At 62.4% G+C, this 12,670-nt stretch carries 14 protein-coding genes; 7 read left to right on the top strand and 7 right to left on the bottom strand.

The features are described 5' to 3' along the window. Positions 1–100: 100 nt before the first annotated feature. The 3 genes from yedA to JL05_RS21245 form a co-directional block, all read right to left on the bottom strand. Positions 101–1,024 (bottom strand): drug/metabolite exporter YedA, encoded by a 924-nt coding sequence (gene yedA, locus JL05_RS21255; RefSeq protein WP_015377127.1) that lies wholly within the window; start codon positions 1,022–1,024, stop codon positions 101–103. 108 nt (positions 1,025–1,132) lie between these two features. Further along, on the bottom strand, positions 1,133–1,627 hold the full coding sequence (locus JL05_RS21250) for a DUF2878 domain-containing protein (RefSeq protein WP_015377128.1): 495 nt from the start codon (positions 1,625–1,627) through the stop codon (positions 1,133–1,135). A 175-nt stretch (positions 1,628–1,802) separates the two neighbouring features. Continuing rightward, positions 1,803–2,456 (bottom strand): helix-turn-helix transcriptional regulator, encoded by a 654-nt coding sequence (locus JL05_RS21245; RefSeq protein ID WP_015377129.1) that lies wholly within the window; start codon positions 2,454–2,456, stop codon positions 1,803–1,805. Between the two features lie 103 nt (positions 2,457–2,559). On the opposite strand from JL05_RS21245, the gene JL05_RS21240 reads away from it, so the two are divergent. From JL05_RS21240 to JL05_RS21230, 3 genes are all read left to right on the top strand, one after another. Further along, entirely contained in the window at positions 2,560–4,014 is a 1,455-nt protein-coding gene (locus tag JL05_RS21240; RefSeq protein ID WP_033633779.1) for an MFS transporter, read from the top strand. Between the two features lie 135 nt (positions 4,015–4,149). Then, positions 4,150–4,719: a helix-turn-helix domain-containing protein gene (locus JL05_RS21235; protein ID WP_033633778.1), complete on the top strand. Its 570-nt coding sequence runs from the start codon at positions 4,150–4,152 to the stop codon at positions 4,717–4,719. A 2-nt stretch (positions 4,720–4,721) separates the two neighbouring features. Continuing rightward, entirely contained in the window at positions 4,722–5,240 is a 519-nt protein-coding gene (locus JL05_RS21230) for a GNAT family N-acetyltransferase (protein WP_004939331.1), read from the top strand. 3 nt (positions 5,241–5,243) lie between these two features. Here the strand turns inward: JL05_RS21230 and JL05_RS21225 are convergent, their stop codons facing one another. The 3 genes from JL05_RS21225 to ompC all read right to left on the bottom strand — a co-directional run bounded on the left by JL05_RS21225 (position 5,244) and on the right by ompC (position 8,220). Continuing rightward, positions 5,244–6,074 (bottom strand): 5'-nucleotidase, lipoprotein e(P4) family, encoded by an 831-nt coding sequence (locus tag JL05_RS21225; protein WP_033633777.1) that lies wholly within the window; start codon positions 6,072–6,074, stop codon positions 5,244–5,246. Between the two features lie 17 nt (positions 6,075–6,091). Then, positions 6,092–6,943: a GNAT family N-acetyltransferase gene (locus tag JL05_RS21220; RefSeq protein ID WP_033633776.1), complete on the bottom strand. Its 852-nt coding sequence runs from the start codon at positions 6,941–6,943 to the stop codon at positions 6,092–6,094. A 179-nt stretch (positions 6,944–7,122) separates the two neighbouring features. Further along, positions 7,123–8,220: a porin OmpC gene (gene ompC / locus JL05_RS21215; protein WP_004939326.1), complete on the bottom strand. Its 1,098-nt coding sequence runs from the start codon at positions 8,218–8,220 to the stop codon at positions 7,123–7,125. A 241-nt stretch (positions 8,221–8,461) separates the two neighbouring features. On the opposite strand from ompC, the gene JL05_RS21210 reads away from it, so the two are divergent. From JL05_RS21210 to dinG, 4 genes are all read left to right on the top strand, one after another. Beyond that, positions 8,462–9,118, top strand: coding sequence for a glutathione S-transferase family protein (locus JL05_RS21210; RefSeq protein WP_033633775.1), 657 nt, complete (start codon positions 8,462–8,464; stop codon positions 9,116–9,118). Between the two features lie 124 nt (positions 9,119–9,242). Next, complete coding sequence (locus tag JL05_RS21205) at positions 9,243–9,575, top strand: carboxymuconolactone decarboxylase family protein (protein ID WP_004939319.1); 333 nt, start codon at positions 9,243–9,245, stop codon at positions 9,573–9,575. Next, positions 9,565–9,957 (top strand): tautomerase family protein, encoded by a 393-nt coding sequence (locus JL05_RS21200; RefSeq protein WP_033633774.1) that lies wholly within the window; start codon positions 9,565–9,567, stop codon positions 9,955–9,957. The genes JL05_RS21205 and JL05_RS21200 overlap by 11 nt, the downstream gene beginning before the upstream one ends. A 66-nt stretch (positions 9,958–10,023) precedes the next feature. Further along, positions 10,024–12,222 (top strand): ATP-dependent DNA helicase DinG, encoded by a 2,199-nt coding sequence (gene dinG, locus JL05_RS21195; protein WP_033633773.1) that lies wholly within the window; start codon positions 10,024–10,026, stop codon positions 12,220–12,222. Here dinG and JL05_RS21190 read toward each other — a convergent pair whose 3' ends face one another. Further along, a complete protein-coding gene (locus tag JL05_RS21190; protein ID WP_033633772.1) occupies positions 12,223–12,657 on the bottom strand; it encodes an Lrp/AsnC family transcriptional regulator in 435 nt (144 codons plus the stop codon). Positions 12,658–12,670 lie beyond the last annotated feature (13 nt).

Below are 12,670 nucleotides of genomic sequence, written 5' to 3'. Positions count from 1 at the left end.
AATAATTTCGCAGGTTGCTTGGAACAGCGGGAATTATAGCCCCTTCGCCGGGTGAAACAAGAATCGTTTTTAACGGCGGCCCGCAGACCGCCCTTTGTGATCATCGCCGTTCGCAGTCGATGGCCTGCACGTTGGCCGGGCGGGCGAACAGGTATTTTCCCAGCGTCACCAGCACCACCGCCGCCACGATGATCACCAGCGCCAGCCACTCGCGCGGCGCCAGCGATTCGCCGGCAAAACCGATGCCGAGCAGCACCGCCACCACCGGATTGACGTAGGCGTAACTGGTGGCGACCGCCGGGCGCACATTCTTCAACAAGAACATATAGGCGCTGATCGCCAGCATCGAACCGAAGACGATCAGATAGCCCAGCGCCAGAAAGCCGCCGGTGCTCGGCATCTGAGTGAGGCGCTCGCCGCTCAGCTGGCTGGCTGCCAATAACACCACGCCGGCGACCAGCATCTCCGCCGCGCCGGCCATCGGCCCGGCCGGCAGCGAGATGCGCGATCCCAACACCGACCCAAAGGCCCAGCTGGCCGAAGCCAGCAAAATCAGCAGCGCGCCGGTCGGGTTGCCCACCAGGTTGTTGCCGGTGTTGAGCAGCACGATGCCCACCAACCCGAGCGCGATGCCGGCCCATTCCAGCTTGGTGTTGCGCATGCCCCACAGCAGGCTGAAGCAGAGGGTGAACAGCGGCACCGTCGCCACCATCACCGCGGCGATGCCGGATGGCACATGTTGGTGTTCCGCCACCGTCACCAGGCCGTTGCCCACCGCCAGCAGCAGAATGCCGATGGCGCCGGCGGCCAGCCACTGCTTCAGCGTCGGCAGCGCGTGGCCGCGCCAGGCCAGGAAACTGAACAGCACGATACCGGCTGTCAGAAAGCGAATGCCGGCCATCATCAGCGGCGGCCACTGCGCGACGCCGAGGCGAATGACGAAATAGGTGGAACCCCAAACGATATATAACGTGAACAACGCCCCGATCAACGGCAGGACGCTACGGCTTTGTTGGCTAAGCATAGGATTGTATTTTGCGGGAATGATTATTATTAGAACGCTCAGTAAACCCGATCGGGCAACCGATAAGCAATGGCCTTCGGCATTATTTTTCCGGCTGCTGAAAGCCGTTCAATGGCCTTGCTGTTTCCACTGCAGCCAGCTGACGGCCGGCAGGTAAATCGACCAGCCGACGGCCAGCAGCAGCAGCATGAACTCGGGCGGCACGCCGGGCAACAAGGCGTCCAGCTTCCAGGACACGGCGTAGGCGAAGGGGCCGACGGCGGCGCCCAACACCGCCAGCGGCCAGGGGGCCGCTCTGACCACGTCCAGCAACCAATACCACCAGCAACCGAAGCCGATCCACAGCGCGATGGTCCAGAGCGGCAGGCCGTGTTGCCCGCTGTAGTGCAGCACGCCGCTGTAGCTCCACAGCCCATCCATGCCGATACCGCCGAGGGCGGCCAGGGCCGCGCCTTTGCGGCGGGCGGCAGGGGTAAAGATCAGCGCCAGCGCCGCGCCGGCCAGCAGTATGCCGTTGAGCCGATCGCGAGTCAGCAGCGCCAGCAGCCAGCAAACGCCCAGTCCCAGCGTCGCCAGCCAGAATCCGGCATGCGGCTTCTTCATCGTTCAACTCCCGTGGGGTTACTCTGCCGCTGCGCTAAGCGCCGACGGATTTGCCAGAGCGGGCGCGAGGCCCGCTGTTTGCCTGAATGTTCGTTAGTTCAACCTTAGAAGGGAAGGTGCGGGGTGCACAAGCAGAATAATCTGTACCGGTTGAAAACGTGGGCAAAAACCGGTGTTACAGGCGGGAAATCCGGTAGGCGCAGCGGCGCGAGCCGGCCAGAATGTGTTCGGCGCGCTCCACCTGCGCCTGCAGCACTTCGGTGAAGATGCTTAATTCCGCCCGGCAGAAGCCCTGGCAGACGGTGGCGGCGGCGCAGATCGGGCAGTGGTTTTCCACCAGCAGATAGGAACCGTCCTCCTCCTGGCGCCATTCGGCCATATACCCTTCGCGGCAGCGGATCTCGGTCAGGCGCGCCACGCGTTCGCGCAGCTCGGTGGCGCCGATCATCGCCTGCTTGTAGTTGATGCGGTTTTCCTGTTCGCGGGTCTCGATCAGCACGTCGATCGCCTGTTCGCCCAACTTGTCGCGCACGGTGCGCAGCAGTTGCACCGTCAGATCCGCATGGGTATCGGGAAAGCGCGCGTTCCCGGCAGAGGTCAAATGCCACAGCTGCACCGGGCGGCCCACGCCGCGCGTTTCCGCCACCGCTTCGACCAACCCCTCTTTCGCCAGCTTGACGAACTGCTGGCGGGCCGCCTCACCGGTGGTGCCGAGCACCTTTCCTGCGTCAGAAGCTAGCTGCGGGCCGCGGGTTTTCAATAACGTCAGCAAGCGGTCACTGACCGATTGTGCGGTGCTGCCGCTATTTTCCAAGTTTATTCTTGACATATTTCTCCGCCTCGCCCTAACTTATTCCAAGATAACTCTTGTTAAATTTAACGCAATCTTATGACCAACTCAATGCCATTCCTCTGAAAACAGGACGACAACCGTGATAACCCATGACGACAGCCGCTGGAGCGACCTTTTCTCCGGCAAAAATGCGGCCAGTGCGATTGCGCTTTCGCTCGGCGTGGCGCTGCATGCCATCAATATTCTGGTCGCCACCACCATTCTGCCCTCGGTGGTGCAGGATATCGGCGGGCTGGATCTCTATGCCTGGAACACCACGCTGTTCGTGGTGGCGTCGATCCTCGGCTCCGCGCTGTCGGCCCGGTTGCTCAGCGGCTATGGCGCACGCAGCGCCTATCTGGTGGCTTCGCTGTTCTTTATCGTCGGGGCGGCGCTGTGCGCGCTGGCGCCGAGCATGCCGGTGATGCTGATCGGCCGCACGGTGCAGGGCTTCGGCGGCGGGCTAATCTTTGCGCTCTCCTACGCGATGATCAACCTGGTGTTCGAGCAGCGATTGTGGCCGCGCGCCATGGCGCTTATCTCGGCGATGTGGGGCATCGCCACCCTGGTGGGGCCGGCGGTGGGCGGCATTTTTGCCGAGCTGCACGCCTGGCGTTGGGCCTTCGGCATTCTGCTGCCGATCATGGCGCTGTACGCGGCGTTTACCTTCCTGATCCTGCCCAAGGGCAAGGCGCAGCAGGCGGCCGCGCCGTTGCCGACGGCGCAACTGCTGTTGCTGACCGTGGCGGTGCTGGTGGTGTCCGCCGGCAGCCTGGCGCACAGCGTCTGGATCAATCTGGCGGGCATCGCGCTTTCGCTGGTGCTGATGGCCTGGCTGATGAAGCGCGAGGCGCACGCACGCGCGCGTCTGTTGCCGCATGGCTCGCTGCGGCGCGGCTCATCGTTGGCGGCGCTCTATATTACGGTCTCGTTGCTGGTGATCGGCATGACCAGCGAAATCTTCGTGCCCTATTTTCTGCAGCTGTTGCACGGCCAGTCGCCGCTGATCTCCGGCTATATCGCCGCCACCATGGCCGCCGGTTGGACGTTGTCCGAAATCCTCAGCTCCGGCTGGCGCGGGGCGGGCATTCGCCGGGCGATCGTCAGCGGGCCGCTGTTCGTGCTGGTGGGCCTGCTGGCGCTGGCGATCCTGATGCCGACGCCCTCCGGCGGTGGCTGGCAGGCGCTGACGCCGATCGTCATCGCGTTGTCGCTGGTGGGGTTCGGCATCGGCTTCGGTTGGCCGCATCTGTTGACGCGCATTTTGCAGGTGGCGCCTGAAGCGGACAAAGATATCGCCGGCGCTTCAATTACCACGGTGCAGCTGTTCGCCACCGCATTCGGCGCGGCGCTGGCCGGGATGATCGCCAACCTGGCGGGGCTGAACGATCCGGGCGGCGCGGCGGGCGCGGCATCGGCGGCGCGTTGGCTGTTCCTGGCGTTCGCGCTGGCGCCGCTGCTGGCGGTATTCAGCGCCTGGCGCTGCGCGGCGATCGCGCCGCCGGGCGCCGAGACGGGCAATTTTGTACAAACTCCGCCCTCGCGCGAGTGCTAGAACGCTTCTCCTCATTCGGCGATGTTTGCGGTGATCCTGGCGTTCTTCCTGCGCGATATTTTTTAAAATCCGCTTGCTATATCTCTTATTTGAGATTATTTCTCTTATATGGGATTTTAAAGCGGAGTGTGAGCGGTGGATAACGGTTTGGACAATGCCGATCTGAGGTTGGCGCAGCGGCTGGCGGATTTGCGCCAGCAGCGGGCGTGGTCGCTGGAGGAATTGGCGCAGCGCACCGGTCTTAGCCGGGCGACGCTCTCGCGGGTGGAGCGCGCCGAGACCAGCCCGACGGCGTCGTTGCTGAACCGGCTGTGCGCCGCCTACGGGTTGACCATGTCGCGCCTGTTGAGCGAAATCGAAGACGAGCCGCCGGAGCTGCTGCGGTCGCAGCAGCAACCGGTGTGGGTCGATCGCGCCAGCGGTTTTCACCGTCGCTCCGTTTCCCCGCCCGCTGCGCTGTATAAGGCCGAGTTTATCGAAGTCCGGCTTGATGCCGGCGCGCAGATCGATTACGACCTGCCGTCGATTCCGGCGCTGGAACATCACCTCTGGTTGCTGTCCGGGCAGTTGGAATTGACCCTGGAAGGGCGCGTTTTCCGGCTGTCGGCCGGCGACTGCCTGCGCTACCGCCTGTTCGGTGCCTCCCGTTTCCATGTCCCCGGCGATGAGCCGGCTCATTACACGCTCGTTATCTGTAGGCCATAGCCATGATTGAATTGCAACAGTGGGATGCCGCTGCGGCGCAAAGCGCCATTGCCGACTTGGCCGAGATGCTGCACGCCAGCGTGGCGCACGGCGCCAGCATCGGTTTTGTCATGCCCTTTACGCAGGAACAGGCGCAGGCATTTTGGCAGGGGGTGCTGCCGGCTCTGGCGCGGGGAGAGCGTGCGATGCTGGTGGCGCTCGCGAACGGCCGACCGGTCGGCACCGTGCAACTGCTGCTGGCGATGCCGGACAACGGCCGCCACCGAGCGGAAGTGGTCAAGCTGATGGTGCACCCGCAGGCGCGGCGGCAGGGCGTTGCCCGGCTGTTGATGCAGGAAGTGCAGGCGCTGGCGGCGCGTCATCGCCGCAGCCTGTTGGTGCTGGATACCCTGAGCGGCAGCGCGGCGCAGGGGCTGTACCGCCAATTGGGGTTCGAGGCGGCGGGCGACATCCCGCAATACGCCCGCGCCAGCGACGGCGGGGCGTTGGAGGCCACCTGCTATATGTACAAACTGCTGTGAGGGTTAGCGCCCGCGCCAGGCTTTGAGCGCCTGTTGGCGCACCTGCAGCTTCTGTTGCGGCGTCAGCTTGTTGTAGTCGCGAGCCAGGCCGCTCTCCCAATCGCCGTACAGCGGGTTGGGCAGCACGATGAATTCGGTGCCGAATTTGTTCTGGTTCTCGCTGACAAACGCCCGGCGCTGCGCATTATCTTGGTGGTAGGTCGCGGCGCCGAAGTCGTTCAGGTTGTCGCCCGCGTACACCACGATGTCATAGCCGGCTTGTTTGATGGCGTCGAAGCGCGCCTGCTTATTGGACGTGTCGGTACTGAGCAAGACGGTTTTATCCGACATGCCGGTGAAACCGAGCTTCTGCATGTTGGCCACCGTGGCGGCGTATTCGCTCTGCTTGCGGTTCGAGACGTAGAACATCGTCCCCTGGTGGGCGTTAACGTAGCGGGCGAACGACACTGCCCCCGGCACCGCGCCGGCCTGTTCGGCCTGCGTCCATTGGGCCCAGGTGGCGCCGTCATACGGCTGGCCCTGCTGCGCCTGCCAGGCGGAGTAGGCGCTGTTGTCCAGCATGGTTTCATCCAGATCGACCACCACCGCCTTTTTGCGGCCCGGCGCGGCCCTGGCCCGATCGAAGGCGCGTTGCGCGCTGTTGAACGCTTGGTGGGCCAGCGCCTGGTATTCACCGGACTGTTGGAACCAGTTCACCGCCAGCACCGACTGATCCGCCAGCCGCTGCTGGGCCTGGGCGTCGGTGTGCGGCGGCTGCGCGCAACCGGCCAACGTCAGCAGCGCGACGCCAACCGCCGCGCCGAGGGTGAGTTTCCTTGCCTGTTTTCCTGCCATCGTTATCTCTCTCGGTTTTATTTTTGTGGGCTGTCCAGCAGCATATCCATCTCGAACTGGCGCAGGGGATCCTGCCGCCAGCCAAGATGCGTAAAGAAGGGGGCGGCCACCTCGGGCACAAAAACGTTGGCGGTCAGCGGCAAAGGGGCGAACTGCGCTTGCAGGGCGGCCAGCAAGGCGCGGGCATGCCCCTGACCGCGGTGCTGCGGCGGCACGTAGATCAGGCGCAGCCAGCAGTGCTCGGCGCCGGGCATCACCACGGCGTAGGCCTGACGATTGAGCGTATAGGCTTGCGGTGTGCCCGGCAGCTTGAACAGCGATTCGGGAGCGATCAACCAGGGCAGATCGGTGGCGCCTTCCGCCGTCAGGCGATGGCTGACGGTCAGCGGATCGACCGCCTGCAGCGCCGCCGTGCCTGGCGGCACTTCCGCCGGCGCCTGATGGCCGGTCAGGGTGCGCACGATGCGCAGCCCGGCGCGGTGGTACAGCGCCAGCGCGGCTTCGTTGCCTTCGATCACCTCCAGCGACAGCCGACGGTCGCCGCGCTGACGGGCATCCGCCACCACGCGCTGCATCAGCGCCTTGCCCAGCCCCTGGCCGCGCATCTCGGGGCGTACGGAAAAGGCCGCCACCCGGCTGTGCCGGCCGCGGCGGGCGATCAGCGCCACCGCCACCGGTTCATGGCGGTGGGTGACGATCAGGCTGTCGTTCAGGCTGAGATCTTCGGCGCCGAAGCGGGCGGCGAAGGTCGGCCCGTCGAGCACGAAACGCACGATGTAGTTTTCAAAACAGTGGTTGAGGATGTTGGCCAGTTCGTCGCTGCTGTAGCGCAAGGCGTTGTGGTAGTCGAAGCGTCCGTCGTTATGCATGGCTGATTCCGCTCGGGGGAAAGCTATACATGTAGACCCGTTTGTTTTGCAAGGCAAGCGGGGGGATTCGCCGGCGGGGAAAATAAAAACAAAAAAGCCGGACGCAGCCGCCCGGCGAAATAAAACTCTGGGTATCAAGTGACGCTAAAGTTTGCAGTGGTGGTTATTCATTCATCACATCAGAACTGGTAGGTCAGGGCGACAACAACGACGTCGTCGTTTTTCAGACCCAGCTTGTTGTCGTCATCAAGCTGGTTGATTTTATATTCGACATAAGTGGACATGTTTTTGTTGAAGTAATAGGTCGCCGCCACGTCGAAATATTTCACCAGATCGACGTCGCCGATGCCTTCAATATCTTTGCCTTTCTGCTGAACGTAACCCAGCGATGGTCGCAGACCGAAGTCGAACTGATATTGCGCGACCAATTCAATCCCTTCCGCTTTATTGGCGAAGCCGCTAACGGAGGTCGAGTTATTATTGATGGTGGCGGTGCCGGAAATAGGCGCGATATTGCGGCTCTGCGAATAAGTCGCGGCCAGGTAGACATTGTTGTTGTCGTATTTCAGACCGCCGGCCCAGATATCGGCCTTGTCGCCTTTACCGAAGGTGCCCGCCTTTTGCGTGGCGGTGCGGTTGGAAGAGGCATAGGCGGCGCCCACGCTCAGGCCGTCAATGATTTCATAGCTGGAGGAGAGACCCCAGCCGTCGCCGTTCGCCTTGCTGGCGGAGCGGCCGTCGTTTTCGTTCTTGCCCTGGTACTGCACGGCAAATTTCAGGCCGTCAACCAGACCGAAGAAGTTGTTATTACGGTAGGTGGCGACGCCATTGGTACGGCCGTTCATAAAGTTGTCGGTCTTGATATAAGCATCGTCGCCGAATTCAGGGATCATATCCGTCCAGGCGCCAACGTCGTAAATGATGCCGTAGTTGCGACCGTAGTCGAAGGAGCCGAGGTCCTTATATTTCAGACCGGCGAAGCCCAGACGCGTTTTGGTGTCTTTGGTGCCGTCGGATTCAGAATGGTTGGCGGCGATCTGATATTCCCACTGGCCATAGCCGGTCAGCATATCGTTAATCTGAGTCGCGCCTTTAAAGCCGATACGGACGTAGGTTTTATCACCATCATTGCCGGCATCATCAGAGAAATAATGCAGGGCTTTCACACGGCCGTAAAAATCGAGTTTGTTGCCGTCTTTATTGTAGATTTCTGCTGCCTGTGCCGCTTGCGCAAGTAAAAGTGCCGGAATAATAACGGCCAGAAGATTACGTTTCATGGGTTACCCTGCTTTATTCGATTGAAAGACGCTTATCATCAGTTGCATTGCTGTTTTACTGTGCCGCCTGATTGTTGGCGGCGGAGAATTTTTACCGTAGTAATGTGATCTATTTATGACAAAAAATTCATTTTCATGTCGAACGATTAAAAAAGTCGCGCAAAGGGTGAATTTTTTCTTCAGCCGATGGTCGGCGGCTGGTCTACAGTTACCGATACCTTGTTCCGCTGCGGGAGGAATCATGCACGATACTTATACTTTGTTCGGTACGCAGGGCTGCGGTTCGACCATCGTGGCCGCCGCGTTGGCGTTGACCGCTTTCCCCTGGGGCTATGAGGAGGTGGATTACACGCAGGACGGCCCGGAGCGCGATCGCCTGTTGGCGCTGAACCCGCTGGGTCAGGTGCCCACCTTAGTGCTGCCCAATGACGAAGTGATGACGGAGAGTGCGGCGATTATCCTGCTGCTGCACGATCGCGCACCGCATGCCGAGCTGGCGCCGCCCGGCGGTTCGCCGTTGTTGCCGCGTTTTCTGCGCTGGCTGCTGTTCATCAACGCGGAGATTTACCCCACTTTCACCTATGCCGACCATCCGCAGCGCTGGCAGCCGCAGGCGGCAGGGGCGGAACAGCTGAAAAACGCGGTAATGGATTATCGCGAGCGTTTATTGCGGCAGTTGAACGCCGCCGCAGGGGGGGCTGGCCCGTGGTTTCTCGGCAAGAGCTTCAGCGCGTTGGATCTGTACGTGGCGGTAATGTGCAACTGGCGGCCGGGCCGCGCGTGGTTCCGGCAACACTGCCCGCGACTGTACGCCATTGCCGAACGGGTGGAGCGGCGGCCGGAGCTGAATGCGCTGCTGAGCGCCCATTTCGACGGCGTTGCCTCGCTGGAACCGTGAAATCGCCCCGCCGCCTGGCGGGGAACCATCCCGTTTTTCTGAACTGAGAGTGCCGAAAATCCCGATTTTCACTCGCCTCGGCGGCGGGTAGCGTAAGGCTATCCGCAACTGACAGGAGAGTGTGATGCCATCAAAATCCCAGGCCGGGCAACAGGCGTTCGGCGATATCGCCCCCAAGCTGGCGCAGCTCAGCGACAGCGTCTTGTTTGACGATGTCTGGCAGCGGCCAGAGCTGAGCCCGCGCGAGCGCAGCCTGATCACCGTCGCCGCGCTGGTGGCGCTCAACCGCGTGGAACAGCTGCCGTTTCATCTGCAGCTGGCGCAGCGCAATGGCGTGGCGCATCAGCAACTGGCGGAGCTCATCACCCACCTGGCGTTTTACGCCGGCTGGCCCGCGGCGGCGTCGGCCGTGGCGCGCTTGCGCGAGCTGGAACCGGAGGCGCCCCATGCCGTTTAGCCGCATCGCCCTGCATCAGGGCAAGTCCGCCGACTATCTGCAAACCTTGTCCGACAGCCTGCATCAGGCGCTGGTGGAGGCGTTCGACGTGCCGCCGGCAGACAGGTTTCAGGCGATCGATCAATACCGCCCCGGCGAGCTTATCTACGATCGCGACTATCTCGGCGGGCCGCGCAGCGCGGATTTCGTGCTGTTTTACATCACCGCCGGGCGGCCGCGCGACAGCGACACCAAGCGGCGCTTCTACGGGCGGCTGGCGGCGCTGCTGGCGGAAAACCTGCGGCTGAACCCCGAGGATGTGATGGTGGTGATCGCCACCACCCAGTTGGACGAGTGGTCATTCGGCGGCGGGCGCGCCTCAATGATCGATCCGCAGACGTAACTCGGGCTGACGTCGTCGGCGGTCTGTGGGACAATAGCGCCATCATTTCGTTTAGATAAGAGTTGAATGGCGCTCTCCTCCGCAGTTAAAGATCAGATTGGCCAGTGGTACAAAGCCCTGCAGCAGCAAATACCGGATTTTATTTCCCGCGCGCCCCAGCGCCAGATGATCGCCGAGGTGGCCAAGACGCTGGCCGGCGACTACCCGCGCCATCTGGCGATCGAGGCGCCGACCGGCGTCGGCAAAACGCTGTCTTACCTGATCCCGGGCATCACCGTCGGGCGGGCGGAGAGCAAGCCGCTGGTGGTGAGCACCGCCAACGTGGCGCTGCAGGATCAGATTTACAGCAAGGATTTGCCGCTGCTGAAGAAGATTATCCCCGATCTGAAATTTACCGGCGCCTTTGGCCGCGGGCGTTACGTCTGCCCGCGCAACCTGGCGGCGATGAGCACCGACGTCAGTCAACAGGGCGATCTGACGCTGTTCCTCGACGACGAGCTGGCGCCGTCCAGCGGCGAAGAGCAGGCGCTGTGCCAGAAACTGACCAAGGCGCTGGCCCGCTTTGAGTGGGACGGGCTGCGCGATCACTATCAGCAAAGCATCGACGATCCGCTGTGGGCCAAGCTGAGCACCGACAAGGCCAACTGTCTGGGGCGCAACTGTCACTACATTCGCGAATGCCCGTTCTATATCGCCCGCAAAGAGATCGAGAGCGCCGACGTGGTGGTGGCCAACCACGCGCTGGTGATGGCGGCGCTGGAGACGGAATCGGTGCTGCCGAACCCGAAAGAGTTGCTGCTGGTGCTGGACGAAGGCCACCATTTGCCGGAGGTGGCGCGCGACGCGCTGGAGATCGACGGGGAAATCACCGCGCTGTCGACCAACCTGCAGCTGGACATGATCGTGCGCCAGGTCGAACAGTGCATGACGCAGTACCGGCCGAAGAATCCGCCGGGGCTGGCCAACAGCGAACGGCTGAAAAACCATTGTGAGGAGCTGCGCGAACTGGTGCAGATCTTCGAGCATCAGGTCAGCGCCTACCTGTCTGGCGACAGCGTGGCGGCCGAGCATCGTTTTGAAATGGGCGAGCTGCCGGCGGAGATGGTGGAGAGCTGCGCGCGGCTGTTTAAACTGACCGATGCGCTGCGCGGGCTGGCGGAGTTCGTGCTTAACGATCTCACTGAGCAGACCGGCAAGCACGACATCATGCGCCTGCACCGCGCCATCCTGCAGATGAGCCGCACGCTGGGCTATCTGGAAGCGATGAGCAAGCTGTGGCGGCTGGCGGCGCTCGACAAGTCGTCCAATGCGCCGATCTCCAAATGGGTCACGCGCGAACTGCGCGATAACGTCACCCATCTGTATTTGCACTGCGTCGGCATCCGCGTCAGCGATCAGCTGGAGAAGCTGCTGTGGCGCAAGGTGCCGCACGTGGTGGTCACCTCGGCCACGCTGCGTTCACTGAACAGCTTCGCGCGTTTGCAGGAGATGAGCGGGCTGAGCGAGAAGGCCGGCGATCGCTTCGAAACGCTCTCTTCGCCGTTCAATCACGTCGAACAGGGCAAGATTGTTATTCCGCAGATGCGCTACGAACCGGCGCTCGCCAACGAGGCGGAGCACCTCGAGGAAATGGCGCGGTTTTTCCGCGCCGAGCAGGCGAGCGGCAAGCACAAAGGCATGCTGATCCTGTTCAGCAGCCACCGGGCGATGCAGACTTTCCTCAGCTACGTGACCGATCTGCGGCTGATGCTGCTGGTACAGGGTGACCAGCCGCGCTACCGGCTGGTGGAAGAGCACCGCAAGCGGGTGGAGAAGGGCGTCGCCAGCGTGCTGGTGGGGCTGCAATCGTTCGCCGAAGGGCTGGATCTGAAAGGCGAACTGCTGACCCAGGTGCACATTCACAAAATCGCGTTCCCGCCGATCGACAGCCCGGTGATCATCACCGAAGGCGAGTGGCTGAAATCGCTGAAGCGCTATCCGTTCGAAGTGCAGAGCCTGCCGAGCGCCTCGTTCAACCTGATCCAGCAGGTCGGCCGTCTGATCCGCAGCAACCAATGCTACGGCGAGATCGTGATCTACGATCGCCGGTTGCTGACCAAAAATTACGGTTCGCGGCTGTTGGCGTCGCTGCCGGTGTTTCCGATCGAGCAGCGCGGGGTACCGGAGGCCGACAAGGCGCATCTGGCGGCGTTGAAATCCGCCGCCGACGCGGCCAAAAAAGAGAAGAAGCGCGGCAACCCGTTCGCCCGCAAGCGGCGGCGTTAATCAGAGCAGCGGCGGCAGGCGGCGCTTGACCGGCGTGGTTTTCACGATCGAGGTGTTGCTCTGCGCATGCTCGGCCAGCCGATCGAGGGTGTGGTCGAGCTGTTCCATCGAGTGCGCCACCAGCCGCACGATAAAGCAGTCTTCGCCGGTCACCTTATCGCATTCGACCACTTCCGGGATCGCCTGAATCAGCTGCTCGACCTTCTTCAGCATGCCCGGCAGCGGCTTGATGCGCACCAGCGATTCGAAGGCGTAGCCCACCGCCTGCAGATTGACGTTCAGGGTATAGCCCTGGATCACGCCGTTTTCCTCCAGCCGCCGCAGTCTTTCCGACGTGCTTGGCGACGACAGGCCCACCTGCGCGCTCAGCGTCTTCAACGATGCGCGCGCATCGTCCGCCAGAATGGTCAGGATTTGGCGATCGATATCATCCATAACGCCTCCGTTA

The sequence above is a fragment of the Serratia nematodiphila DZ0503SBS1 genome, from assembly GCF_000738675.1.
GTDB classification, from domain to species: Bacteria; Pseudomonadota; Gammaproteobacteria; order Enterobacterales; family Enterobacteriaceae; genus Serratia; species Serratia nematodiphila.
The sequence above is the reverse complement of the archived record's forward strand: the minus strand, read 5'-3'. Positions and strand labels throughout refer to the sequence as shown.